The organism is Shewanella sp. SM69 (assembly GCF_025653985.1).
Taxonomy (GTDB): domain Bacteria; phylum Pseudomonadota; class Gammaproteobacteria; order Enterobacterales; family Shewanellaceae; genus Shewanella; species Shewanella oncorhynchi.
Window position 1 is genome coordinate 20,011 of sequence record NZ_JAKKRV010000005.1, and the last position, 25,041, is coordinate 45,051.

The following is a 25,041-nucleotide window of genomic DNA, read 5'->3' on the forward strand; positions in this document are numbered from 1 at the left end:
AAAAGACATGACAAACACTATTATGGAACAAGAAGCGCGCACTGCACCGCAAAAAATTGCGGGTCAATTAGAAGCTAACGCTGACATCATGCAGCAGTTAGGTGAGAAACTGCGCGCCTTCGCCCCTCGTTTTGTGATGATAGTAGGTCGCGGCTCATCGGATCATGCGGGAGTGTTCGCTAAATACTTATTTGAAATTGAAGCGGGTGTACCGACCTTCGCCGCCGCACCTTCAGTGGCGAGTGTGTATGGTAAAACCTTGAAACTCGAAGGCGCGTTAGTGATTGTGATTTCACAATCTGGCCGTAGCCCTGACATTTTAGCGCAGGCGCGTATGGCAAAAAATGCTGGTGCTTTCTGTGTTGCCTTAGTGAATGATGAAAGTGCACCGATTAAAGATATCGTCGATGTCGTTGTGCCTTTACGTGCAGGTGAAGAAAAAGCCGTTGCTGCGACTAAGAGTTACCTCGCGACCTTGTCGGCGATTTTACAACTCGCCGCCGCTTGGACTCAAAGCGAATCGCTCGCTAGCGCCGTAGCGTCTTTACCCCAAGCGCTGCAAACGGCGGTGGATGCTGAGCCACAACTCACGCCAGAATCCGTTGCTGACGTGAAGAACTTAGTCGTACTCGGCCGTGGTTTAGGTTATGCGGTATCTAAGGAAATCGCGCTTAAGCTAAAAGAAGTGTGTTCAATTCATGCTGAAGCATTCAGTAGCGCCGAGTTCCTCCACGGTCCTGTGACCTTAGTTGAGAAAAAACTCACTATTGTTGATGTGTGCATTGGCGATGAATCCTACGCTAGCCATATTGAACAAATTGAAAACGTGAGCCAACGCGGCGCCGATTTAGTGCATCTGAATCAAACCTCGACCGACATTCACCCTCGTGTTGCTCCGTTAGCGTTATTACAACGATTCTATATCGATGTGGCAGTGGTTGCGATTGCCCGCGGTATCGATCCCGATCAACCGGCTGGCCTTAAAAAAGTGACCCAAACGCTTTAAGCTGCCTAGCTTTAAGTGGCAAAGTCTAAGAGGTCTAGGTAGGCTGCACGATTAAGCATCTGCAGCTAAACCCACGCGGTTAACCTAATTTTAGCCTTAAGCTAACCACGTTATTTATTGAAAGAGGTTTGCGATGAAAATCACCTTGATCGCCGAGCGTATTTTTGATGGTGAATATTTCCATCAAGATGTTCCTGTGACTGTTGAAGACGGGCACATTCTGGCGTTTGATACGGTTGTTGGCGCGAAGGAAATCCGCCAAGCTGGAACGCTGGTGCCTGGTTTTATCGATGTGCAAGTGAACGGCGGCGGCGGGGCGTTATTCAATGCCGATCCGAGTGTTGATTGCATTGAGACTATCGGCCGTGCCCATGCGCGTTTTGGTACGACGGGATTTTTACCCACGCTTATCACCGATGATGTCAGCGTGATGGCAAATGCGGCCGATGCAGTGGCCGAGGCTTTAGTCAAAGGTAGCGCTGGTGTTTTAGGGGTGCATTTTGAAGGGCCACATTTATCTGTGCCTAAAAAAGGTGTACATCCGCAGGGCTTTATTCGCGAAATCACAGAGGCTGAACTCGCCGTATTTTGTCGTCAAGATCTGGGGATTAAAGTGGTCACGCTTGCGCCTGAGAATGTGTCACCAGAGGTGATCCGCACGCTTGTCGCCTCGGGCGTTAAGGTGTGTTTGGGTCATTCTAATGCCGACTACGATACTGTGGTTGCGGCATTAGCGGCAGGCGCGACGGGCTTTACCCATCTTTATAATGCGATGTCTCCTCTGGGTTCCCGTGAGCCTGGCATGGTTGGCGCGGCGATTGAGAGTGAAACCGCTTGGTGTGGTTTGATTGTCGATGGTCACCATGTGCATCCCGCTGCGGCAAAGGTCGCACTACGGGCAAAACCGAGGGGCAAAATGATGTTAGTCACCGATGCTATGCCGCCTGTCGGTATGGACGATGAGACTAGCTTTGAGCTTTTTGGTACTCGAGTGCTGAGAGTCGGCGACAGATTAAATGCCGTGACAGGTGAGCTGGCGGGTTGTGTGCTCGATATGGCGACTGCGGTCAATAATACGGTGAACTTGTTAGGTTTACCTTTGGCGGAAGCCTTGAGAATGGCGGCGTTATATCCCGCACAGTTCCTCGGAATTGAGCATAAAGCTGGCCGTTTAGCACTGGGACATAGGGCTGATTTTGTTTTGCTCGATGCGCAGAACAAAGTGCAGGCAAACTACATTGCGGGACGGGCAGTCTATTCAGGGCCGATTTATGCGGGCCAGGCAATAGGGGCACACCCTTAAATCGCTTTCGCAGTTTAGGTGATTTTTAACATCTATACCCAAACTACCTGAAAATGCAGGATTCAGCGGGAATTTAACGCACTTTAGGCAATGCCATTTATTGCTCCTGCATAAATGGCATTCACGCCATCCATGGCGATTGCGGTTATTTGCAGACCTAGTGGACTAAGTTAAAAATAACCAACGCAGTATAAAGTGCGTTAAAACCCGCCGGGACGGAGTGCCTAGGGCGCTCCACTTCCGTTTTGCATCAATTCAAAAGGTGGCCGACATTCTTTCATTGATGCGCCTTGAATTGAAGCACCCTAGGCGCTCTGAAACTCGTATCTTCAGGTAGCTTGGGTATAGCCCTTGTCGTATTTTGATGACAGGGGCTAAGTTTTTTTATTGTACAACACTAATTTTATACAGTATTAGTTTTGCTCAACTTTTATAAAAACTTTTAATAACAATAATAAAGGATGATGGCATGGGGACTACACAGACAAACGCGATTGTGCCAGTAAAGGTGAATAAACCTAGGTTGATGTCTCTGGATGCACTGCGCGGCTTCGATATGTTTTGGATTTTGGGCGGTGAGGCCCTGTTTGGGGGCTTGCTTATTTTAACGGGCTGGGCAGGTTGGCAATGGGGTGATGAACAAATGCACCATAGCCAATGGCATGGTTTTCACTTCTACGATTTGATTTTTCCGCTGTTTATTTTCCTCTCTGGTGTGGCCTTAGGTTTATCTCCCAAACGTTTAGATAAATTACCGATGAAGGATCGATTACCTGTGTATCGGCATGGGATTAAACGACTCTTTTTATTGCTGCTACTGGGCATTTTATACAATCACGGTTGGGGAACAGGTGTACCTGCCGATCCTGAAAAAATTCGCTATGCCAGTGTGTTAGGTCGAATCGCCTTTGCATGGTTCTTTGCCGCATTACTGGTGTGGCATACGAGTCTACGAACGCAAGTTATTGTCGCCTTGGGCATTTTACTCGGTTATGGCGCAATGCAACTTTGGTTGCCTTTCCCCGGTGGACAGGCGGGCGTCCTCTCGCCAACGCAATCCATCAATGCCTATGTCGATTCAGTTTTACTACCCGGCATAAGCTATCAGGGGCGCACGCCCGATCCTGAAGGTTTACTGTCGACCATCCCCGCCATAGTCAATGCGTTAGCGGGTGTGTTTGTCGGCCACTTTATTATTAAATCCCATCCTAAAGGTGAGTGGGTCAAAGTGGGATTACTCGCCGTAGCGGGTGGTGCTTGCTTAGCCTTAGGTTGGCTGTTGGATCTTATTATTCCGGTCAATAAAGAGCTATGGACCAGTTCATTTGTGCTGGTGACGTCGGGCTGGAGCATGATCCTGCTGGCGGTATTCTATGCCTTAGTCGATGTGCTTAAGTGGCAAAAAGCCGCATTTTTCTTTGTGGTGATAGGCACCAACGCCATCATTATTTACCTAGCCTCGAGTTTAGTGGATTGGAAATATATCGCCCAAAGCGTGTTTGGCGGCTTAGTGATGGCCTTGCCTGAAAATGCTCAAGCGTTAGCTGCGGTTATCAGCTTGCTTGCGGTGCAGTGGCTGGTGTTATATTGGATGTATCGCCGCAATATTTTTGTCAGAATTTAGTCTGTTTGCTTAATAGCTTGAGCCGCACGCACTCAGTGTCTGCGGCTTTTTTTACATTATTTTCTGAATGTGAGTCATTACTTACTTACAACTTAGCTGTCGGCTAATTAACGATTACGAGGGAATATTCGCGAGAATTTATTAAATGACAGCGTTGTCTTTTTGTGTTATTTGTTTTAACATCACTGAAACAATGGTGCGTTTGGATGATAACATTAGCCATTGCGGACGAGTCGCGATACGGATATTCGGGAACTTAGGCATTAATTTAAACCCCGTTATCACCTAAATAATTAATTACTATAAGAAGCAGGTTTATGGAAATGACACTCGATAAAAGCCAGCAGAAAAGCAGCTTTCTCCCCATGGCCATAGTGGCCGCTCTCTTTTTCATCCTCGGATTCGCCACTTGGTTGAATGGTTCTTTGATGCCTTATTTGAAACAAATATTGCAACTCAATCCCTTTCAAGCGTCGTTGATCCTGTTTTCTTTTTACATTGCAGTGACCTTTACTGCCTTGCCATCCGCTTGGCTTATTCGCAAAGTCGGCTATAAGAATGGTATGGCGATAGGCATGGGCGTGATGATGTTGGCGGGCTTACTGTTTATCCCTGCTGCGGAAACACAAATATTTGCCTTATTCCTTTTCGCCCAATTAGTGATGGGCGCAGGCCAAACCCTATTACAAACTGCGGTTAACCCTTATGTGGTGCGTTTGGGGCCTGAAGAATCTGCGGCCGCCCGTGTCAGTGTGATGGGTATTTTGAATAAAGGTGCGGGTGTGATTGCGCCTTTGGTGTTTTCGGCGTTGATTTTAGACAGCTTTAAAGACCGTATTGGTACTGAGCTAACTCAAGTGCAAATTGAAGAAATGGCTGACGGTTTAGTATTTCCCTATTTAGGCATGGCTATTTTTATCGGTATCTTAGCGCTCGCGGTAAAAAAATCACCTTTGCCAGAGTTGTTGAATGAAGATGAATCTGCTGAAAATACTGATAAAGGGCAACTTAAAGCGGCATTATCTCACCCTAACTTAGCCTTTGGCGTGTTAGCGCTGTTTGTTTATGTTGCTGTAGAGGTTATTGCTGGCGATACCATTGGTACATTTGCTTTGTCTTTAGGCATAGAGTCATACGGTGTTATGACTTCCTATACTATGGTGTGTATGGTGTTGGGTTATTCTTTAGGTATCCTGTTAATTCCTCGTTTTATTTCACAACCTAAGGCTTTGATGGTGTCGGCTATTCTGGGTTTGTTACTGACATGCGGTATTTTGTTTGGCGACAATAATTCCTACGCTATTGCTAATGTTTTGTTAGTGCCTTTTGGCGGTGTGGCGCTGCCCGATACTTTGTTGATGATTGCTTTTCTTGGTTTAGCTAATGCGATTGTTTGGCCTGCGGTGTGGCCGCTAGCTTTATCTGGTATGGGTAAATTGACCAGTACAGGTTCTGCGCTTCTCATCATGGGGATTGCAGGTGGCGCCTTTGGTCCAGTGTCTTGGGGGTTAATGAGTTCGGCGACAGATATGGGAATGCAGGGCGGTTATATTGTGATGTTGCCATGCTACTTGTTCATCCTTTTCTACGCGGTGAAAGGCCATAAAATGCGTAGTTGGTAGTCAAGTCTGTTTGAGAAGCCCTCGATGATGAGGGCTTTTTTGTGTATTAGTTGGACCAAGCTAAGGCGAAATTAGAACGCGTAGCTTACGCTCGCAAGCACGGTATCTGAGTTTTTGAATGCACCGTCAGAGACTTTTTGGTCACCGCTGAGATCTGTGCCTAACCAAGCGAGAGAAAGCCCAAAGCCTGCCAATTCGGTCGATACGCCAACAGAGTAATCAGAGTAGCTATCAAAACCTTCACCATCATCTAAGGCATCACCCACGTTATAGCCGTAGTGCAGATCGATACTCCAGTTTTCAACAAATTCGTAGGAGTAGTTTAGTTCTCCATAGTGATAATCTAAGTCAGTACCACCGTAATCATTGGTAAACCAATAGGCTAGGCGAAAGCCCTTAAATTCCATACCCGTAATCACTTCGAAATAACCTATATCACTCTCGCCTGAGTAGTTATAACGGTTAAGGGTGATGTCGTAGGTCAGATCTTCGTTGATCTCACCACCATAGGCGACATAGAAATCGTATTCGATCGCTGGGCCGTTATAACCTGGCTCATCAAAATCCACGTTACTTGCCCAAGCGCCGACAGAGAAACCTGAGTCGAAGCTCCAATCAATACCGCCTTGCAGGGCAGGATCGCCAGCGGTTTGTGATACGCCGCGAAAACGATAGTCGTTAGTAAGACTAATTTCCCCTGTCACTTCGGCGGCGGCAATGCCGGAGAATAGGGTCGTGGTTAGCGCGAGTCCGACAAGCTGTACCAGCCGTTTTTTTTTCAGATTATTATGCACGGTATTTCTCCCATTTTCTTTGTTGACTCGGACGTGTTACTGGCGACCATGGTTATTCAATCGCGCCAGTGCATCCGTTGGTTTGCCAAACAACAGCCTAGGAAAACCCGTTGCTGTGACCTCATGGCGAGTTATTGCTAAGATAACTTAGCTTTTTTGAGGCTAACATCAGCCTCGTTGATCTCACTTTTGTTCGTAAATGACGTAAACCTTGCGGCAGGGCTCCACGACTTCCCAAGTGCCTTGAAAACCCGCGGGTATGATAAACCTGTCACCCACAGTGAAAGTCTGCGATTGACCTTGAAGATCGGTGATAACACTCATCCCTTCGAGGATTTCGCAGTACTCGTATTCAGTGTAGTTTATTTTCCAAGCGCCTGATTCACTTTGCCAAATTCCACTGTGAAATTGATCACAAGGGCTAGAATAATGATTCTCTAGCCCTTGAGTTGGATTGCCAGTTAACAACTTTTCCGCCGGTAACTGGTAGGTTTCGACGGGTGTTTGCACCGTAGCAAAGCGAATAATGGCGTTGATACTCACAGTCATTTGCGATTTCCTTGTTGAGCTGATATTCGGCTATTTCATCGTTGGCATCACAAACTCGGCTTGAGTCTGTTTGCCTACGGGCCAGCGGGCAGTAATAGCCTTACGTTTGGTATAAAAACGCACGCCATCGGGGCCATGCATATGCAGCGGCCCAAAGAGTGATCGCTTCCAACCGCCAAAACTGTGGAACGCCATCGGCACTGGGATCGGCACGTTCACTCCAACCATACCGACTTGTACGTGGTGGCAGAAATGTCGCGCCGCTTCACCACTTTGGGTGAAAATCGCCGTGCCATTACCAAATTCGTGTCGGTTAATCAGCTCAAGCGCCGTTGGGTAATCTTTCACGCGCACAATCGCCAGCACTGGGCCAAAGATTTCTTCGCGGTAGATGCTCATTTCAGGCGTGACATGGTCGAATAGACAGGCGCCGAGAAAATAGCCCTGCTGATGATCTTCAACACTCAGTTTACGGCCATCGACCAGCAGCGCTGCACCTTCTTGCACACCGGCTTCAACATATTGGGTGACCTTGGCAAGGTGTTGTTTTGAGATCAGCGGGCCCATTTCCATCTCCGGCGTTAGGCCGTTGCCGACTTTTAAGGTTTGGATTTGCGGTAGCAGTTTTTCCACTAACGCGTCGCCCACATCGCCTACCGCGAGTACGACTGAAATTGCCATACAACGCTCGCCAGCACTGCCATAAGCTGCGCCTATTAAGGCGCTCACGGCTTGATCTAAATCCGCATCTGGCATGAGTAACATATGATTTTTCGCGCCGCCTAAGGCTTGCACGCGTTTGCCATGTTTAGAGGCTGTGCTGTAGATGTATTCGGCAATCGGAGTTGAGCCTACAAAGCTCACCGCTTGCACATCTTTATGGGTGAGTAAGGTATCGACGGCTTCTTTGTCGCCGTTAATCACGTTAAACACGCCATCGGGAAGACCCGCTTCTTTAAGCAGCTCGGCAATCCGCATCACCGAGCTTGGGTCTTTTTCTGAAGGTTTCATAATAAAGGTGTTACCGCAGGCAATCGCGATTGGGAACATCCACATGGGAACCATCACGGGGAAGTTAAAGGGCGCTATGCCTGCGACAACACCTAAAGCTTGATTAACTGACCAAGAATCGACGCCGCCACCCACTTGCTGGGTGTGTTCACCTTTAAGCAAGTGCGGAATACCACAGGCAAATTCGACCACTTCGAGACCTCGGATCAACTCGCCCTTAGCATCGTCTATCACTTTGCCGTGCTCGCGGGTGATAAGCTGCGCCATTTCATCTAGGTTCTGCTCAACTAAGGCTTTGAATTTAAAAAGCACTCGAGCACGGTTGAGCGGCGTGACTTGCGACCAGGTTTCAAAGGCATTTTTTGCGATTGCGATGGCTTCGCCGACTTCGGTTTCGCTTGCCAGTGAGACTTGGCCACGTAGCTCACCCGTAGCGGGTTCAAAAATATCTTGGGTTCTTATACTGGCAGGGGTGTGCTGACCATTAACAAAATGAGTGATCTTGAGCATAGTTAACCTTTGAAGTTCCCCGCCGCAGCGGGGTGTTAAATGTGAGAGTGGAACGAACCGCTGGTGCTATTATCCAACGGCGTTAATGGCATCGCTTAGGCTATTAACCATTTGGTCAATCTCGCGTTTATCGACAATCAGTGGCGGTGACATGGCAATGATGTCGCCCGTGGCTCGCACTAAAGTGCCGTGGCGGAAGCAGTGTTCAAACACGCCGTAACCCCGTTTACCCGCGCCTTGAGCGTTAGGGGAGAATTGAATCCCCGCCACTAAGCCTGTGTTGCGGATATCAATCACATTCGGCAACCCTTTGAGGCTGTGCACGGCGTCTTCAAAGTAGCGCTCAAGCTCAAAACTACGTTCGAATAATTGCTCATTCTCATAAATCGATAGTGTGGCAAGTGCGGCGGCGGCTGCGACTGGATGACCTGAATAGGTGTAACCGTGGAAAAACTCAATCAGTTCTGTGGGGCCTTGCATGCAAGTGTCGTGGATAAAATCTTGCACAAACACTGCGCCCATAGGGATGGCGCCGTTATTGATGGCTTTAGCAGTGGTGATCATGTCTGGAATAACGCCCCAACGTTGACTCGCAAAAGCGGCGCCAACGCGGCCAAAAGCGGTAATGACTTCGTCAAAAATCAGTAGGATGCCGTGCTTTTTAGTGATTTCACGCAGACGTTTTAAGTAACCTTGTGGCGGCAATATCACCCCTGCTGAGCCTGACATTGGTTCAACGATCACGGCGGCAATATTCTCGGCGCCATGCAGGGTCACTAGTTGTTCTAATACTTCGGCTTTTTCAGCGCCAAAGTGCGAGAGTCCACGGGTAAATGCCGCATTTTGGATATCTAAGGTGTGCGGTAAGTGATCGACGCCTTGCAATAATTGGCCGCTAAATGCTTTGCGGTTATTGCTTAATCCACCCACAGAGATGCCGCCAAAGCCGACACCGTGGTAACCCATTTCGCGCCCGATAAAGCGGGTGCGTGAGGCTTGACCATTGGCTCTGTGATAGCAAAGTGCCATCTTAAGCGCAGTATCGACGGACTCAGAACCTGAGTTAGTAAAGAAGACTTTGTTCAATCCCTCAGGACTGAGCTCGACTAACCGCTCGGCAAGTTCAAAGGCGATAGGATGACCCATTTGGAAGGAGGGCGCGTAGTCCATCTCTTTAATTTGTTTGCTGACCGCTTCGCTGATTTCTTTGCGACCATGGCCTGCGTTACAACACCATAAACCGGCGATGGCATCTAATACCTTATTACCATCAATATCCGTGTAATACATGCCTTCCGCTTTGGTGAGTAATCGCGGGTTGGTTTTGAATTGGCGGTTGGCGGTAAAAGGCATCCAGAAATGTTCAAGTGAGGGTGCGCTTGAGGAATTGAGCGGCAAATCGGCCATAGTGTCTACCTTGTCCTGTATTTTCAGGTCTTGTTTTAGGGTGGCTAATATTTGCTATGCTATGTTAGAAATAATGAACATGGAAGAGCCGTGTGCAGTTATTTGTGGCAAAAAAGCTATTTTTGTAAAAAATATTGAATTTTATTGCTTAAACAGCGTAACCTGAAGCTCGGATTATGACTGTGATGATGTTTAGCATTTGCGTTAAAGTCGTCACAGACCACTATTTTCTTGTCGATGAACGATAAACCACACCTATACGAATTATTAAGAGGTCATCATGAGCACACCGAAGAAACGTAGCGAATGGGAAAGTCTGGCTGCCAGCCTGTCTATTAATGGTAAGGCGTTTATCAATGGCGAATACCAAGATGCCGTTTCGGGTAACACCTTTGATTGTATTAGTCCTATTGATGGTCGCTTGTTGGTAAAAGTGGCGAGTTGCGATCTTGCAGATGCTAATCTTGCGGTTGCTAATGGCCGCAGTGTATTCGAGTCTGGTGTTTGGTCGCAGCAATCTCCGGTAAAGCGCAAACAAGTGATGATACGTTTCGCCGAGTTACTGGAAGAAAATGCCAATGAACTCGCGCTGTTAGAAACCCTCGACATGGGTAAACCAATTCGTTTCTCCAAGGCTGTGGATGTGGCGGGGGCTGCCCGTGCGATTCGCTGGTCTGGCGAAGCGATTGATAAAATTTACGATGAACTCGCGCCAACGGCTCACAATGAAATTGGCATGATCACCCGTGAGCCTGTGGGGGTTGTGGCCGCGATTGTTCCGTGGAACTTCCCAATGCTGATGGCGTGTTGGAAGCTCGGGCCCGCGCTGGCCACGGGTAATAGTGTAGTGTTAAAACCCTCTGAAAAATCACCCTTAACGGCTATCCGCATGGCGCAACTCGCCATTGAAGCTGGGATCCCACAAGGCGTATTAAACGTGTTGCCAGGATTTGGTCATACCGTAGGTAAAGCCTTAGCGTTGCATATGGATGTGGATACGTTGGTGTTCACAGGTTCCACCAAAATTGCTAAACAATTAATGATTTACGCTGGTGAGTCGAACATGAAACGCGTGTGGTTAGAGGCGGGAGGCAAGAGCCCCAATATCGTCTTTAATGACGCGCCAGATCTGAAAGCTGCCGCTGTTGCTGCGGCCGAAGCCATTGCCTTCAATCAAGGTGAAGTTTGTACCGCAGGTTCGCGTTTGCTGGTGGAATCTGGGGTGAAAGATGAGCTTATCGCGCTTATTGCTGAGGAGTTAGCATCATGGCATCCGGGGCATCCACTCGATCCCGCCACTGTAAGCGGCGCCGTTGTCGATAAACAACAGTTAGACACAGTACTCAGTTACATCAAAGCGGGTAAAGACGAAGGTGCGACCTTAGTCCACGGTGGCTGCCAAGTTATGGCCGACACGGGCGGTGTATATGTGCAGCCAACGGTATTTTCTAACGTAAACAACCAAATGAAAATTGCCAGCGAAGAAATCTTTGGCCCTGTGTTATCTGTTATTGAATTTAATGGCATGGAAGAGGCGATATCGATAGCCAACGATACTATTTACGGTTTAGCCGCTGGCGTGTGGACATCGGATATCAGCAAGGCCCATAAAACCGCTAAAGCCCTGCGCTCTGGCATGGTGTGGATCAACCATTATGATGGCGGCGATATGACAGCGCCATTCGGTGGCTATAAACAGTCAGGTAATGGCCGAGATAAATCTCTGCACTCCTTCGACAAATACACAGAATTGAAAGCGACTTGGATCGTGCTATAACCGCTCTTTTTTTGTCTATATAAGAGAAGGAGCCGCTTTCGCTCAATACTAAAACCTCTTTTCATATTACATGGAAAGAGGTTTTTTATTTTTTGTAGCTCAAGGCGTCCCCATTTTTCTAAGCCATATTTCACTTGTAAAATCTGCATCTGTTACCGTAAATAAAATGTTACCGTCTTGATTCGTAATGTTGTTGCTCATTTATACCCGATAGAATATTGACTTTAAACACTCCCATTAATATCTCAATTTACTTCCATTCTTATCTGCTTCATAAATATCGTAAGTTATCGCTTATAAATTTGTGGCTTTCAAACATTACCATTAATGAATTTAGTCATAGTGTAGTGGCATAGTGTGAAAAGTGTTGTAAGTTATTTGTGATATTATAGGGTGCTTAGAGTATTGAATAAGAAGGCAAGTATGCACAATGTAGAAGAGTTTGGGGCAATTGTCAGTAAAGCTCTAGATAGTTACAAATCCGATTTTATGGAACTTGTTAGGGAATATGCGATTTCTTGTAAAAATCAAGGTGAGGCATATTGCGATTTTTTTGTCGACATCGCCTCTATGATGAATGGCGCATGGCTTTTAACTGCAGTATGTGAATTTGAGTATGTTTATGAATTTAAAGCCTTTAATTGGTATTGGTTATTGAATGTTGATATAGACAATATGCCAGAAGATGATTTGTTCTCCCTACAAAATAAGCTATATGAAATCGGTTATATTTGGTTGGTGGAGCAATTAATTTCCTCTAAAAAAGAAATAAAATGTATCGAAATTAGGTTGTTTCATAATGGCAGCAATGAATACCAATCTTTGGCATAATTAGCTTCTAACAGAGCTAAACGACATCAGTCACTGGGCTCATTGGATAGAATTTTTTGTGTGTGGTTATGTCATACCGTTGGTAGTATTTACCTCTAGGGCAAGTATGAAGAACTTTATTAGCAAAGATCTAGATATTGAAGAGTTTAAAAAAAGATTCGATAACATCAGAGAAAGTTTTATAAATTCTCTAAAAACAGCAAGTAAAGGTTATCGAAATGTAAGGTTCTTCGCTTGTGATGAAAGTGGAGTCCCCATTAAATGGGTATGGGATGATGAAACGTTCACACATAACTGGGAAGAGGGCACTCTTGAAGATGCTATTCAGTTTGCCCGTCACATGATAAATAGTGGAATGTATTTTGCGTTTATGGGTTGTTTGTCTGGTTCCTGTGATCTTGATATTTGGCTGACCACTTTTGAAAACCCCATAAAGAAACCTACATGGCCAAGTGGTAAAGAACCCAAATTTGAGATTATCCATGAAGTGTTAACTCGTTAGGGCTTTGTTTACCGATCTAAATTAGGAAACAAAGCCTCGTTATGACTGCATATTTTATCTCAACGTAAGAGCATTCACCTGTAAATACGTGATTTTAGCGTGCAACTGCTGTAGCCTCGTGGAAATTTATTGTTTCTTATTTTGATCTTTTAGAATGCAAGCTTAGAGCTTTGCCATCTAAGGTTGTTGGTTATTTTCCCCGAGACTTTTGTTGAGCCTTTCGCTCGTCAGCAAAGCGTTCACTCATTAGAGAGGGTGTCATGTGAATACACTTCAAAACCCAATTAGGCAGTTCAATGTCGTCAAACTATTTGTACTGGCATTGCTAAGCTTTTTGGCCGGCTGTTCTTCAATGCAGACGGGTGAGAATGGAAACTGGGTGGGATTCACGGAAGCTGGTCAGGCTTCATTTTATGGGGATAAACATCAGAATAAGCAGACGGCCAGCGGTGAACTTTACAAACATAAATTAAAGACAGCAGCGCATAAAAAGTTACCCTTTGGCTCGAGTGTTAAGGTCACCAATGTCGATAATGGCAAAAGTGTGATTGTAAAAATCAATGATAGAGGGCCTTTCGTGCGTGGCCGCATTATTGATTTGTCTAAATCGGCGTTCAGCAGCATAGGCAACACTTCCTCTGGTTTGATTGATGTGAAAATTGAAGTCATTAAATAGCGGCTATTTCGAAAGCGGCAACTTGAAAATGAGCAGTTTGAAAGCACTCTCTTCAAAACGCGGCTTCGACGCAATCTAATGATTGAATGCACTAATGATTGAGCGCATAAAATCGAGTCGACGTTTTTAAAGAAATACCAAAGCAGACAATTTGTTAAGCTGATATTTGGGCTTTACGGCATTTGGTGAGAGACTATCGGCAGATTTGGATAACAGTAAAAGGACCCGCTATGGAATACCCACTTGTTAGTACGCAGTGGCTCGAAGCACACCTCACCGATCCCCATTTAGTCTTGCTCGATGCCAGTATGGAAACCGTTATTGGTAAAGAACCTCTGGTTTACGATGAGCCTATTTGCATTCCGCGCTCACGTCGATTCGACTTGGAAAATGTGTTTTGCGATAAAACTTCAACTCAAATCCATGCCTTGCCGACGTTTGAGCAATTCAGCCAAGGGATAGCGCAACTTGGGATTGAAGCCGACAGTGTTATCGTTATCTATGATAACCAAGGCATTTATTCAGCCCCACGGGCGTGGTGGACCTTTAAAGTCATGGGCTTTAATCGAGTCTATGTACTCGATGGTGGCTTGCCTCAATGGATTGAAGAAGACCGCATTACCTCATCGCGTTATCAAGCCGAAGGCGTCGATTATGGCCCGACGGATATCGATACTTTGGCGGATGTGCTGCAATACCACCCCGAGCTTGTGATGGATGCCGAGGCCGTGTTATCACGAATTGAAGATGCCGGAACGGCGATTGTCGATGCCCGTGGTGCGCCACGCTTTTTAGGGCAAGTGAGTGAGCTGCGCCCAGGTGTGCGCTCAGGACATATTCCTTGCTCGGTTAATTTACCCTTCGCTCAAGTGCTCGATGGTAATAAAATCAAAACGGTCAGTGAGCTACAGTCTATTTATCAAGGGCTAGCAGCGGATAAATCCGCAAGGATATTCAGCTGTGGTTCTGGGATTACGGCGTGTATTTTGATCTTAGCTTCGGTCGCCGCGGGGCATACACATCCTATCCTCTATGACGGTTCATGGGCGGATTGGGGCAGCCGTAACGATCTGCCGATAAGTGTTAATTGAGTATCACCATTGAAATTAGTGCTGTAGATTAATTAAGTTAGCCGTGGTTTTTGTTGAACATCATGTGACTTTTACGTCGTTTGGCGAAATGCCAAGGAGAAACCTTTGATAGCGAGATTGATCGATAAATTGGTATTTGGATTTATTTTAGTGATTGCCTTACAGTTACCACAACTGGCTGATCATTATCAGCAATTTTTATCAGGCCTTTATGAATCGACTCGATGGCAGGTAGAAGGTTACGAGGCAACGGCTAAGGAATATCATTACGCCGATGTTGATGCCATGATTGCCCGCCACCAGCAAAATGAGGAGCCAAGTGTGCGTGCCGACGCTGAGCAAAAGGTACAGACACTGGCGCTTTATAAAGCGTTAACACAGGGCGTGGCGATTTTTAATACGGGCAATTTGTTTGAGAAAACTGCCTATATGTTTAACCCTGTTCGCTTTGATTATCTTGAGAAAACCATCAGTAACTTTAAGCCAGGGATACCTTTAACTTCTAGTGGTATTGGCTTTGGCGTCTTGGTGGCTTTAGTCGTGCATTATCTTGGGTCTATCCCTTTTATCCTGTGGGCAAGGCGTAACAAGCGACTTAAAACAAGTCCTTAAATCTGTGATATAGCATGCCTGCAGCGAGCATAGGTGAGCGGAACGTCGGGCCGCCGGGGAAGGTGATGTGTTTGATTTTAGCAAATACATCGAAATGTCCCGCCTGTTGGCAAATGGCCTCGGCAAGCAGTTTTGCCGCCATGTGAGTGGCATTCACGCCGTGTCCCGCATAGGCTTGGGCGTAAAAAATATTATTTGCATCAGGAAGGCGACCAATTTGTGGCATACGGTTAGCACCGATACCTATCATGCCGCCCCATTCATAATCGATACGTACCCCTTTTAATTGCGGGAAAACTTTCTCAAGATTCGGTCTTAGTGCCGCTTCAATGTCTTTCGGATCTTTACCCGAATAGGTACAAAGGCCGCCAAATAGCAAACGACGATCTGCCGATAAGTGAAAGTAATCTAGGGCAATTCGCATATCCGCGAAGGCCATGTTTTGCGGGATAATACTCGCGCATTGGGCCTCAGTTAAGGGCTCTGTTGCCAATAAATAACTGCCTGCAGGTAATACTTTCCCCCCTACAAAGCTATTAAGTTTGTGGCCGATATAGGCATTGCCCGCCAGCACTAAGTATTGGCATGTGACTTCGCCCTTAGCGGTAATGACCTTAGGTTTGGCGCCTTGAATGATTTTTTCAGCAGCGCTGTACTCAAACAACCTAGCGTCGAGATTACGGGCGACGCGAGCTTCACCCAGAGCAAGATTCAGCGGGTGTAAATGGCCGCTGCCCATATCTACCAGCGCACCTTGATAAAAATCTGAGCCTATGACTTCACCTAATTGTGGCTTAGTTAACAGCTTGATTTCTTGCTGATAACCCATGGCCTTGAGTGCGCTAAATTCTTCTTCAAGCTCATCCATGTGACGAGGTTTTACCGCTAAGTCGCAATAACCCATTTGCAGATCACAGTCGATACTGTGTTCTTGTATGCGATTTCGCACAATTTCGACGGCTTCAAAGCCCATCTGTTGAATTGCTTGAACACCTTCAGTGCCGATTTCACTTTGAAATTGCGAAGGGTCATGGCCTATGCCGCGAATGAGTTCGCCGCCATTACGCCCCGATGCGCCCCAGCCAATTCGCCTCGCTTCTAACAGCACAACACTCATACCGCGCAGTGCGAGTTCTATGGCGGTATTGATACCGCTAAAGCCGCCGCCCACGATACAGACATCGGCATTGATATTGCCTTCTAGTTGTGGGTGCGCATAAATTTCTTTAGCAGTATCAACATAATAAGAGTGTGGATACTGTTCGCTGTGCACTGGAGGTTTGCTTGCCATTATGGCTCCCAAAAATTGTTTTTATTGTAAATTGGACTTGTCTCAGTATACTCATCACACTTTTAACATGACGCAAAAAAGTGTTCGTTTTATTTAACACGCTTTTTATGTAGAATACAATGAAAGCAGTAAAACACGCGCTTTTTGGGCGAAAATGCGTTCTGGATGGTGTTTATCCTGAACAACCTGTTCGTCATCTATCGGGATTGACCCGAGCCTTTAGGGGGATGTGAAATTTGGATATTGGAGCCAGCCTCAAAACTGTTAGAAAAATGAAAGGCTTATCTCAACGAGAATTAGCCAAACGTGCTGGTGTGACTAACAGTACGATTTCAATGATCGAGAAAAACAGTGTTAGCCCGTCAGTCAGCTCTTTAAAAAAAGTGCTGTCGGGTATCCCGATGTCTTTAGTGGACTTTTTCTCCATTGAAGCCTCAACGGATAGTGAGCAAAAGGTCGTCTATCGATCCAATGAATTACTGAATATCGGTACTGGACCACTTGAATTTAAACTGATTGGCCGTGATTACCCGAACCGCGCAATGTCAGTGATGAATGAGATTTACCCACCCGGTTCAGATACGGGTGAAGAGATGCTAAAGCACGAAGGTGAAGAGGCCGCTATGGTGATAGAAGGTAAATTCGAACTCACTGTTGGGGATGAAGTGTATATTTTGGAAGCGGGTGACAGTTATTATTTTAACAGTGAATTGCCCCATAGATTCCGCAATCCCTTCGATGAACCTTGTCGCCTAGTTAGTGCGACTACGCCTGCAAACTTCTAATTAAGTCATTAACTTACCCTATTATTCAACATATTAGGCCACTTATTCGCTAAAAGTGAGTGGCCTAATACTGTTATTCAACATTACTGCGTATTTATACCAATCACATTAAATATCTAATCAGTTCAGAGCCTCACAGGCATTTCAATCCAAGGCGCATTGACGCAGAAATGGTCATTCCCTTTTAAGTCAATGCAACACGGGAGTGGGATGCCTGTGAGGCTCCCGAAGGGCGGGTTTCAACGCGCTTTATACTGCGTTTAAGGCTTTCGACAGAGCACCACTATGCCTTCAAGCCTTCGCCTTGTCTAAAGCACGTTGAACTCCCGCTGAATGAACAGATATTTAATACGATTGGTATTACCTGCTTTCTAACCCTGTCATATTGGTTATGTATCCTCTTCTTTGTGTAAATAATATTGGTTCAAATTTGGTTCGAATACGGTTTAATTTACCCTGTAAAAAGTGAGCTTTATGCTGGTGTAACCGCTGGTTTATATACATGAATTAGCGAGAAATGGGGTAAATATACATTTAACTACATGTTATTTATGCTTATTAAGAATAAGTGGATTAAATAACCTTTAACAAGTGTTTAACCTCTTGCCTAGTGCTAAATTTCGGTGTACTGTGTGAAAAAATGAACATTTAAAGGCAAAGTGTTCGTTATGCTAGTAAAATCAATTCTAAAGGTGAGATATGTCAGCCGATTTACCCCTCATAGGTGTTATTGCATGCAATCAACAATTGGGATCACACCCCTTTAATATTGTTGGTGAAAAATACCTTTTAGGCGTAGTTAATGGCGCGAAAGGCTGGCCGTTAGTGATCCCATCTTTAGGTGGCGATTTACCGATAGACGCTATTTTAGATCGTCTTGACGGTATTTTGTTTACTGGCTCTCCTTCTAATGTAGAACCCCATCTTTATGCAGGCCAGCCGAGTGAGCTTGGTACACACCATGATCCTAAACGTGACGCGACAACTTTGCCGCTGATCCACGCTGCTATTGCTGCTGGGGTACCTGTATTAGGTATTTGTCGCGGTTTTCAAGAAATGAATGTGGCTTTTGGTGGCAGTTTGCATCAGAAGCTCCATGAGGTGGGTGGCTTTATTGAACATCGAGAAGATAAAACCACATCCTTAGATGTGCAGTATGGGGCTTCTCACAGTATTACTGTTGAGCCCGGGGGGCTTATTTACGAGGCCTGGGGCCGTAACTCTGCAGAGATTAACTCTGTACATACTCAAGGCGTGGAGCGCCTGGGTGTTGGGTTGCGGCCAGAAGCTTATGCTCCAGATGGGTTAGTGGAGGCTTTCTCCGTAATTGGTACTAAAGAATTTGCCCTCGGTGTGCAATGGCATCCAGAGTGGAAGGTGAGCGAGAATCCGTTTTACCTCTCCATTTTCAATGCTTTCGGTGATGCATGCCGACGTAGGGCTACAACTCGAGTGAAATAATAATGAATAAGCTAATCGCTTTTTTAAAAGAACGAAAAATCACAGAAGTCGAATGTGTTATCAGTGACATGACTGGCATCGCCCGCGGCAAGATTGCTCCAGTCGATAAGTTTCTCGATGAAAAAGGCATGCGTTTGCCCGAAAGTGTGTTGTTGCAAACTGTGACCGGTGATTTTGTCGACGAAGAGATTTATTACAGTTTGCTCGATCCCGCCGACATCGATTTTGTTTGTGTACCCGATGAAAATGCCGTCTTTATGTTGCCTTGGACCATCGAAGCCACGGCACAGGTTATCCACGATTGCTACGACAGAATGGGTAATCCTATTGAGCTTTCACCACGTAACGTATTGAAAAAAGTCTTGTCTCTCTATGACGAACAGGGCTGGGAACCTGTTATCGCTCCCGAAATGGAGTTCTATTTGACTCGTCGTAGTGACGACCACGATTTACCCCTAAAGCCTCCAATTGGTCGTTCAGGCCGCCCCGAAGCGGGTCGCCAGTCATTCTCTATTGATGCTGCCAACGAATACGATCCTATGTTTGAAGACATGTACGATTGGTGTGAGCTTCAAGGTTTAGATATCGATACTTTAATCCATGAAGATGGTCCCGCACAGATGGAGATTAACTTCAGTCATGGCAACGCATTATCTTTAGCTGATCAAGTGTTTATCTTTAAGCGCACTTTACGGGAAGCCGCGCTGAAGCACGATGTTTGCGCCACTTTTATGGCAAAACCCGTGACGGATGAGCCTGGCAGTGCGATGCATATTCATCAAAGCGTGATCAATAAAGAGACGGGCAAGAATATTTTCACCAATGAAGATGGGACTAAGAGCAAGCTATTCTTGGGATATATTGCAGGCCTACAAAAATTCATTCCTGAGTTGCTGCCACTGATGGCGCCAAATGCGAACTCGTTTCGTCGTTTCCTCCCCGGCACTTCGGCACCTGTAAACTTAGAATGGGGCGATGAAAACCGTACCTGTGGTTTACGCATTCCAGAATCTTCACCACAAAACCGTCGCATTGAAAACCGCATTCCCGGCGCCGATGCTAACTGTTATTTGGCGATTGCCGCGAGCTTGTTGTGTGGCTATATCGGCATGGTTGAGTCGCTAAAACCTTCGACTCCTGTGCAAGGTAAAGCCAATGAAAGCCGTAGCAATAATACCCATTGTTTACCGCTGACATTAGAGGAAGCATTAGCGGCGATGGAAGAAAGTGATGCCTGTAAGCAATATTTAGGCGAATCCTTCACCACTGGATTTGTTGCGGTAAAACAGGCTGAACTTGAAAACTTCCGCCGTGTTGTCAGCTCATGGGAACGTGAATTCCTATTACTCACTGTGTAATGTTTTGGATTGATTGCACTGACCGTGTTGCCGCGTTAACCCAAGGAATAAGGGGTTAACGTTGGCCATAACGATACTGATGCGTGCACTGTTTTAGTGAGGTTGCACTTAACTGGTGCAACTCGCTTGTTAAATAATATGATGGTTTTTAATGGTTTGTCCGTTAAAGTGAATATTCAATTCCATCGCTTGTCTGCTAGGGAAATAAAATAGGTTTAACAATTTTAGGTTGTTCGCTTACTAGCGTTACTAACTAATTGTTAGTCATATTTAAAATGTGTTTATCTAAGTGTTTTTTTGCGATTGCTTAGGGACTTGAGGCATTTGCCTTAATGTTGCAAAATGTACAAGCAGTGTCATATTTAGTCTATTTTTTTGAGTGTTAATGCAATACCGATGCCTCGAAAATTTGGCACGAAACCTGATACTTAACAAATTGCAGCAAGATATAAAGTAGGCATGGTTATCATGCCGTAGAGACTGCCGATGCGGTTTTTAAGGTGTAGCATTGGTCGAAAATAACAACAATATCCGGGCAGCCCGGTGACACAATGTCAGAATTTGCTTAAGCAGTTCTGCTACCCGAGAAAGGAGAAAGCATGAAGCTATTTAATAAGATGACCACATTAGCGCTGGTGACTGCGAGCGTATTTGCGAGCGCAGTGGCCCAAGCGGAAGAAGTGGTTCGCGTGTATAACTGGTCAGATTATATCGCGGAAGATACCTTAGAAAACTTCAAGAAAGAAACGAGCATTAGGGTAATCTACGATGTATTTGATAGTAATGAAGTGCTTGAGGCTAAATTACTGTCTGGTCGTAGTGGCTACGATATCGTTGTACCTTCTAACCACTTTCTCGCTAAGCAAATCAAAGCGGGTGCTTTCAAACCTTTAGACCGCGCTAAGTTACCTAATTTTAAAAATTTAAATCCAGCCCTGATGAAGTTGCTTGAAAAAGCCGATCCGGGTAACCAATATGCCGTGCCTTATTTATGGGGAACCAATGGCATTGGTTACAACATAGATAAAGTGAAAGCCGCTGTGGGGGAAGATGCGCCATTTAACTCAATGGAACTGATCTTCAATCCTAAATACGCTGAAAAAATTTCTAAGTGTGGCTTTGCTATGTTGGACTCTGCCGACGACATGGTGCCACAGGCGATGATTTATTTAGGCTTAGATCCTAACAGCACTAAGGCTGAAGATTATGAAAAAGCGGGTGAGTTACTGGAAAAAATTCGTCCTTATGTGACGTATTTCCATTCTTCACGTTATATTTCTGACTTAGCGAACGGTGACATCTGTGTCGCTTACGGTTTCTCCGGTGACGTATTCCAGGCGAAGGCCCGTGCTGAAGAAGCAAAAAATGGCAATAAGATTGGCTACTCCATTCCAAAAGAAGGTGCCAATCTGTGGTTCGATATGTTAGCTATCCCAGCTGATTCAACGAACGTTGATAATGCACTCACGCTGATTAACTATTTTCTACGTCCAGAAGTCATAGCGCCTATCTCTAACTATGTGGCCTATGCTAACCCGAACGATCCCGCTCAACCTCTGGTTGATGAGGCTATCCGTACCGATCCTGCGATCTATCCACCACAAGAAGTGTTAGACAAACTTTATATCGGTGAAATTCGTCCTTTGAAAATTCAGCGCGTATTAACTCGTGTTTGGACCAAAGTGAAGTCAGGACAATAGTCGATAGGGGGCAAGCCTAGCTTGCCCCCAGCTTGGCAAACTTCTATGTCCAATCCTATGCATAGTTAATCCACGTATAGGATTTGACACAGTTTGTTTAACCACTTTTCATTCATTAATCGTGTTGAACCTAGAGTTTGAGCGTATCTACGCCTCATTTTCGGGTGGAGAAGTACTATGGCAATCACCTCGAGCGTCACCAATAAACCGACAACAAAGACGCAAGAAAAAGTACTGCTCAAGATTGAGCGGGTAAGCAAATTATTCGATGACGTGCGGGCTGTCGACGATGTGTCATTAACTATCAATAAAGGCGAAATTTTTGCCTTACTTGGCGGCTCGGGCTCGGGTAAGTCAACACTATTGCGTATGTTGGCGGGTTTTGAAAAGCCCACCTCTGGCCGTATTTTCCTTGATGGGGAAGATATCACCGATTTACCACCATACGAACGTCCCATCAATATGATGTTTCAATCCTATGCTTTGTTTCCCCACATGACAGTGGCACAAAACATTGCATTTGGTTTGAAGCAAGACAAGCTACCTAAAGCCGAAATTGAACAGCGTGTGCAAGATATGCTGAAACTCGTGCATATGGAGCAATATGGTAAGCGTAAACCGCATCAGTTATCTGGTGGTCAGCGCCAGCGTGTTGCACTGGCCCGTTCATTGGCGAAACGACCTAAATTATTACTGCTCGATGAGCCTATGGGCGCATTAGATAAAAAACTGCGTACCCAAATGCAGCTAGAAGTGGTTGAAATCCTTGAGCGTGTCGGCGTGACCTGCGTGATGGTGACCCACGATCAGGAAGAAGCCATGACAATGGCTGGTCGAATTTCGATCATGAGTGATGGCTGGATTGCTCAAACTGGCTCGCCAATGGATATTTACGAAAGCCCGAACAGCCGCATGATTGCTGAGTTTATCGGTACTGTGAATTTGTTTGGTGGCGCGATTGAAGTAGATGAAGTCGACCATCTGATCATTAAGTCTAATGATTTGGCCCAACCTTTCTATGTCGGTTATGGCGTCACGACTAACGTTGAAGATAAGAATGTTTGGCTAGCAGTGCGTCCCGAAAAGACCATTATTAGCCGTGAGCAGCCTGAAGGTCAGTACAACTGGGCGAAAGGAATCGTGCATGATATCGCGTATTTAGGCGGTATTTCAGTCTATTACATTCGTTTAGAGAATGGTCAAATCGTACAGTGCAGTATGACTAACCGTGAACGCCGCGCTGATCATGCCACATGGGATGACGAAGTGTTCATTAGTTGGGAGGACACCAGTGGCGTGGTGTTGAGATCATGAAGAAACCCATTAAAGTAAAGTGGCTTAAGGGCCGCTTCTGGACCATAGGTATTCCCTACGCTTGGCTGCTGCTGTTTTTTGCCTTACCGTTTGCGATTGTCCTTAAACTGAGTTTTTCGACGGCGGCGATTGCTATCCCGCCCTATGAAGCAACATTCCAATATGCTGACGATGTATTAAATATCTTCCTGCATTTGGGTAACTATTTGATGTTGCTTGATGATTCGCTATATTACATGGCTTATCTCAGCTCATTGAAAATGGCGTTAATTTCGACCTTGGGCTGCTTGATTATTGGCTACCCAATGGCCTATGCCATTGCCCGTGCCCCTGCGCGGTTGCAAACCGTGCTGCTGCTGTTAGTTATGTTGCCTTCTTGGACCTCATTTTTAATCCGCGTTTACGCTTGGATGGGGATCTTAAGTAACACAGGGATCATCAATAATTCACTGATGTGGTTGGGGATTATTTCTGAGCCGTTACAGATCCTCAATACCAATATTGCCGTGTATATCGGCATTATCTATGCGTATTTACCCTTTATGATTCTGCCCTTGTACGCCACCTTAGTGAAACTTGATATGAGTTTGATTGAAGCTGCGTCTGACTTAGGTTCAAGCCGTTTGAATACCTTCTGGAAAATCACTTTCCCGCTGTCAAAAAGTGGTGTGATTGCTGGTTCTATGCTGGTGTTTATTCCTGCCGTGGGTGAGTTTGTGATCCCAGAGCTACTCGGTGGTCCCGATTCCTTGATGATAGGTCGAGTGTTATGGCAAGAGTTTTTCAATAACCGCGACTGGCCTGTGGCTTCGTCACTGGCGATTGTGATGTTGGGTCTATTGATTATTCCGATCACTTTATTCCATCGCTATCAGGCGCGTAGTTTGGAGAAAGACCTATGAAAAAATTAAGCTTTTCTTCAGTGATGCTCTGGTTTGGCTTATTTTTCTTGTATGCACCTATGTTAGTGCTGGTGATTTATTCCTTTAACGACTCTAAATTAGTGACGGTATGGGGTGGATTTTCACCTAAATGGTATGGCGAGTTATTTCAAGACCAACAGATTTTAGATGCAGTATGGACCAGCCTGCGGATAGCGTTTTATAGCTCAACTATGGCGGTCATTATCGGCACTATGGCAGCCTTTGTGATGACACGCTTTAAGCGTTCATGGGCAAAACTGACCCTGTCGAACATGATTACTGCACCGCTGGTAATGCCTGAAGTGATCACTGGTCTGTCTTTGCTTTTACTGTTTGTGCACATGGCAGATTTGTTGGGCTGGCCTAGGGAGCGTGGCATGATGACAGTGTGGATTGCACACTCAACATTTTGTGCTGCCTATGTGGCTGTGGTGGTGTCTTCAAGATTGCGCGAGCTTGATATGTCAATCGAAGAGGCGGCAATGGACTTAGGGGCAACACCGCTCAAGACTTTCTTCTTGATCACTGTGCCTATGATTTCGCCAGCGCTGGTGGCGGGTTGGTTGTTGTCATTCAGTTTGTCTTTAGACGATTTAGTGATCGCAAGCTTTGCCTCAGGCCCTGGTGCAACGACCTTGCCTATGGTGGTGTTCTCTTCTGTACGTTTAGGGGTTTCTCCTAAGATCAATGCCTTAGCGACGCTGATCATACTGTGTGTTTCACTCATCGCTTTCCTTTCTTGGTATATGGCAAGACGGGCAGAGAAACGCGACCGTACACCAATGAACTAGTTAGCTTAATTTGGGGATGGCTTTGGTATTGCCAAAGCCATCCTTGATATTTGTCACCGCTCCCATCACCCGCTTTGCTTTGCAGGCTAGTCCTGTTACTCAA

At 45.8% G+C, this 25,041-nt stretch carries 22 protein-coding genes; 17 read left to right on the forward strand and 5 right to left on the reverse strand.

The genetic code is table 11. The features are described from left to right. The first annotated feature begins 7 nt into the window (after nucleotides 1-7). The 4 genes from nagB-II (at nucleotide 8) to nagP (ending at nucleotide 5,555) form a co-directional block, all read left to right on the forward strand. The gene (nagB-II, locus tag L5M37_RS08785; RefSeq protein ID WP_263200159.1) at nucleotides 8-1,006 is read left to right on the forward strand and encodes a glucosamine-6-phosphate deaminase NagB-II; all 999 of its coding nucleotides are present in this window, start codon (nucleotides 8-10) and stop codon (nucleotides 1,004-1,006) included. A 133-nt stretch (nucleotides 1,007-1,139) separates the two neighbouring features. Further along, nucleotides 1,140-2,309, forward strand: coding sequence for an N-acetylglucosamine-6-phosphate deacetylase (gene nagA, locus L5M37_RS08790; RefSeq protein WP_263200161.1), 1,170 nt, complete (start codon nucleotides 1,140-1,142; stop codon nucleotides 2,307-2,309). Between the two features lie 469 nt (nucleotides 2,310-2,778). Beyond that, nucleotides 2,779-3,933 (forward strand): transmembrane glucosamine N-acetyltransferase NagX, encoded by a 1,155-nt coding sequence (nagX, locus tag L5M37_RS08795; protein WP_263200163.1) that lies wholly within the window; start codon nucleotides 2,779-2,781, stop codon nucleotides 3,931-3,933. A gap of 323 nt (nucleotides 3,934-4,256) precedes the next feature. Next, nucleotides 4,257-5,555 carry an N-acetylglucosamine MFS transporter NagP gene (gene nagP / locus L5M37_RS08800; protein ID WP_263200303.1) on the forward strand — a complete coding sequence of 433 codons (1,299 nt, stop codon included), beginning with the start codon at nucleotides 4,257-4,259 and terminating at the stop codon, nucleotides 5,553-5,555. Nucleotides 5,556-5,626: 71 nt separating this feature from the next. On the opposite strand, the gene L5M37_RS08805 is transcribed toward nagP, so the two are convergent. From L5M37_RS08805 to L5M37_RS08820, 4 genes are all read right to left on the reverse strand, one after another. Further along, nucleotides 5,627-6,349, reverse strand: coding sequence for a TorF family putative porin (locus L5M37_RS08805; protein ID WP_263200164.1), 723 nt, complete (start codon nucleotides 6,347-6,349; stop codon nucleotides 5,627-5,629). Between the two features lie 183 nt (nucleotides 6,350-6,532). After that, nucleotides 6,533-6,898 carry a cupin domain-containing protein gene (locus L5M37_RS08810; protein ID WP_263200166.1) on the reverse strand — a complete coding sequence of 122 codons (366 nt, stop codon included), beginning with the start codon at nucleotides 6,896-6,898 and terminating at the stop codon, nucleotides 6,533-6,535. 30 nt (nucleotides 6,899-6,928) lie between these two features. After that, nucleotides 6,929-8,419, reverse strand: coding sequence for a CoA-acylating methylmalonate-semialdehyde dehydrogenase (locus tag L5M37_RS08815; RefSeq protein ID WP_173246218.1), 1,491 nt, complete (start codon nucleotides 8,417-8,419; stop codon nucleotides 6,929-6,931). Between the two features lie 69 nt (nucleotides 8,420-8,488). Beyond that, complete coding sequence (locus L5M37_RS08820; protein ID WP_263200169.1) at nucleotides 8,489-9,826, reverse strand: aspartate aminotransferase family protein; 1,338 nt, start codon at nucleotides 9,824-9,826, stop codon at nucleotides 8,489-8,491. Between the two features lie 280 nt (nucleotides 9,827-10,106). Here L5M37_RS08820 and L5M37_RS08825 point away from each other — a divergent pair, with 280 nt between their 5' ends. From L5M37_RS08825 to L5M37_RS08850, 6 genes are all read left to right on the forward strand, one after another. Beyond that, a complete protein-coding gene (locus L5M37_RS08825) occupies nucleotides 10,107-11,603 on the forward strand; it encodes an aldehyde dehydrogenase (protein WP_028760892.1) in 1,497 nt (498 codons plus the stop codon). A gap of 423 nt (nucleotides 11,604-12,026) precedes the next feature. Next, nucleotides 12,027-12,434 (forward strand): hypothetical protein, encoded by a 408-nt coding sequence (locus tag L5M37_RS08830; RefSeq protein WP_173246211.1) that lies wholly within the window; start codon nucleotides 12,027-12,029, stop codon nucleotides 12,432-12,434. Between the two features lie 106 nt (nucleotides 12,435-12,540). Continuing rightward, nucleotides 12,541-12,936, forward strand: a complete 396-nt coding sequence (locus L5M37_RS08835; RefSeq protein ID WP_173497017.1) for a hypothetical protein — start codon at nucleotides 12,541-12,543, stop codon at nucleotides 12,934-12,936. Between the two features lie 262 nt (nucleotides 12,937-13,198). Continuing rightward, nucleotides 13,199-13,612, forward strand: coding sequence for a septal ring lytic transglycosylase RlpA family protein (locus L5M37_RS08840; protein ID WP_263200170.1), 414 nt, complete (start codon nucleotides 13,199-13,201; stop codon nucleotides 13,610-13,612). Nucleotides 13,613-13,842: 230 nt separating this feature from the next. Beyond that, the gene (locus tag L5M37_RS08845) at nucleotides 13,843-14,703 is read left to right on the forward strand and encodes a sulfurtransferase (RefSeq protein ID WP_212599954.1); all 861 of its coding nucleotides are present in this window, start codon (nucleotides 13,843-13,845) and stop codon (nucleotides 14,701-14,703) included. Nucleotides 14,704-14,808: 105 nt separating this feature from the next. Beyond that, on the forward strand, nucleotides 14,809-15,315 hold the full coding sequence (locus L5M37_RS08850; RefSeq protein WP_028760887.1) for a DUF2937 family protein: 507 nt from the start codon (nucleotides 14,809-14,811) through the stop codon (nucleotides 15,313-15,315). Here L5M37_RS08850 and L5M37_RS08855 read toward each other — a convergent pair. Then, nucleotides 15,299-16,606, reverse strand: coding sequence for an NAD(P)/FAD-dependent oxidoreductase (locus L5M37_RS08855; RefSeq protein ID WP_263200171.1), 1,308 nt, complete (start codon nucleotides 16,604-16,606; stop codon nucleotides 15,299-15,301). The genes L5M37_RS08850 and L5M37_RS08855 overlap by 17 nt on opposite strands. A 236-nt stretch (nucleotides 16,607-16,842) precedes the next feature. Between L5M37_RS08855 and L5M37_RS08860 the strand changes: the two genes are divergently transcribed. The 7 genes from L5M37_RS08860 (at nucleotide 16,843) to L5M37_RS08890 (ending at nucleotide 24,938) form a co-directional block, all read left to right on the forward strand. After that, nucleotides 16,843-17,391 (forward strand): cupin domain-containing protein, encoded by a 549-nt coding sequence (locus L5M37_RS08860; protein ID WP_028760885.1) that lies wholly within the window; start codon nucleotides 16,843-16,845, stop codon nucleotides 17,389-17,391. Between the two features lie 699 nt (nucleotides 17,392-18,090). After that, a complete protein-coding gene (locus L5M37_RS08865) occupies nucleotides 18,091-18,852 on the forward strand; it encodes a gamma-glutamyl-gamma-aminobutyrate hydrolase family protein (RefSeq protein ID WP_219252965.1) in 762 nt (253 codons plus the stop codon). 2 nt (nucleotides 18,853-18,854) lie between these two features. After that, the gene (locus L5M37_RS08870; RefSeq protein ID WP_105249908.1) at nucleotides 18,855-20,210 is read left to right on the forward strand and encodes a glutamine synthetase family protein; all 1,356 of its coding nucleotides are present in this window, start codon (nucleotides 18,855-18,857) and stop codon (nucleotides 20,208-20,210) included. A gap of 599 nt (nucleotides 20,211-20,809) precedes the next feature. Continuing rightward, nucleotides 20,810-21,910 carry a polyamine ABC transporter substrate-binding protein gene (locus L5M37_RS08875; RefSeq protein WP_028760882.1) on the forward strand — a complete coding sequence of 367 codons (1,101 nt, stop codon included), beginning with the start codon at nucleotides 20,810-20,812 and terminating at the stop codon, nucleotides 21,908-21,910. A gap of 177 nt (nucleotides 21,911-22,087) precedes the next feature. Then, nucleotides 22,088-23,224 (forward strand): polyamine ABC transporter ATP-binding protein, encoded by a 1,137-nt coding sequence (gene potA / locus L5M37_RS08880; protein ID WP_028760881.1) that lies wholly within the window; start codon nucleotides 22,088-22,090, stop codon nucleotides 23,222-23,224. Beyond that, entirely contained in the window at nucleotides 23,221-24,126 is a 906-nt protein-coding gene (locus L5M37_RS08885) for an ABC transporter permease subunit (protein WP_212599956.1), read from the forward strand. The genes potA and L5M37_RS08885 overlap by 4 nt, the downstream gene beginning before the upstream one ends. Then, on the forward strand, nucleotides 24,123-24,938 hold the full coding sequence (locus L5M37_RS08890) for an ABC transporter permease subunit (RefSeq protein ID WP_105249905.1): 816 nt from the start codon (nucleotides 24,123-24,125) through the stop codon (nucleotides 24,936-24,938). Before L5M37_RS08885 ends, L5M37_RS08890 begins: the two co-directional genes overlap by 4 nt. The last annotated feature ends 103 nt before the right edge of the window (nucleotides 24,939-25,041 follow it).

What these genes read in the sequence shown, in the direction of transcription:
- L5M37_RS08855 (WP_263200171.1), bottom strand. Translation starts at nt 16,606, where the DNA reads ATGGCAAGCAAACCTCCAGTGCACAGCGAACAGTATCCACACTCTTAT.
- L5M37_RS08885 (WP_212599956.1), top strand. Translation starts at nt 23,221, where the DNA reads ATGAAGAAACCCATTAAAGTAAAGTGGCTTAAGGGCCGCTTCTGGACC.
- nagX (WP_263200163.1), top strand. Translation starts at nt 2,779, where the DNA reads ATGGGGACTACACAGACAAACGCGATTGTGCCAGTAAAGGTGAATAAA.
- L5M37_RS08830 (WP_173246211.1), top strand. Translation starts at nt 12,027, where the DNA reads ATGCACAATGTAGAAGAGTTTGGGGCAATTGTCAGTAAAGCTCTAGAT.
- L5M37_RS08845 (WP_212599954.1), top strand. Translation starts at nt 13,843, where the DNA reads ATGGAATACCCACTTGTTAGTACGCAGTGGCTCGAAGCACACCTCACC.
- L5M37_RS08825 (WP_028760892.1), top strand. Translation starts at nt 10,107, where the DNA reads ATGAGCACACCGAAGAAACGTAGCGAATGGGAAAGTCTGGCTGCCAGC.
- L5M37_RS08865 (WP_219252965.1), top strand. Translation starts at nt 18,091, where the DNA reads ATGTCAGCCGATTTACCCCTCATAGGTGTTATTGCATGCAATCAACAA.
- L5M37_RS08870 (WP_105249908.1), top strand. Translation starts at nt 18,855, where the DNA reads ATGAATAAGCTAATCGCTTTTTTAAAAGAACGAAAAATCACAGAAGTC.
- L5M37_RS08810 (WP_263200166.1), bottom strand. Translation starts at nt 6,898, where the DNA reads ATGACTGTGAGTATCAACGCCATTATTCGCTTTGCTACGGTGCAAACA.
- nagB-II (WP_263200159.1), top strand. Translation starts at nt 8, where the DNA reads ATGACAAACACTATTATGGAACAAGAAGCGCGCACTGCACCGCAAAAA.
- L5M37_RS08875 (WP_028760882.1), top strand. Translation starts at nt 20,810, where the DNA reads ATGAAGCTATTTAATAAGATGACCACATTAGCGCTGGTGACTGCGAGC.
- L5M37_RS08815 (WP_173246218.1), bottom strand. Translation starts at nt 8,419, where the DNA reads ATGCTCAAGATCACTCATTTTGTTAATGGTCAGCACACCCCTGCCAGT.
- potA (WP_028760881.1), top strand. Translation starts at nt 22,088, where the DNA reads ATGGCAATCACCTCGAGCGTCACCAATAAACCGACAACAAAGACGCAA.
- nagP (WP_263200303.1), top strand. Translation starts at nt 4,257, where the DNA reads ATGACACTCGATAAAAGCCAGCAGAAAAGCAGCTTTCTCCCCATGGCC.
- nagA (WP_263200161.1), top strand. Translation starts at nt 1,140, where the DNA reads ATGAAAATCACCTTGATCGCCGAGCGTATTTTTGATGGTGAATATTTC.
- L5M37_RS08835 (WP_173497017.1), top strand. Translation starts at nt 12,541, where the DNA reads ATGAAGAACTTTATTAGCAAAGATCTAGATATTGAAGAGTTTAAAAAA.
- L5M37_RS08820 (WP_263200169.1), bottom strand. Translation starts at nt 9,826, where the DNA reads ATGGCCGATTTGCCGCTCAATTCCTCAAGCGCACCCTCACTTGAACAT.
- L5M37_RS08890 (WP_105249905.1), top strand. Translation starts at nt 24,123, where the DNA reads ATGAAAAAATTAAGCTTTTCTTCAGTGATGCTCTGGTTTGGCTTATTT.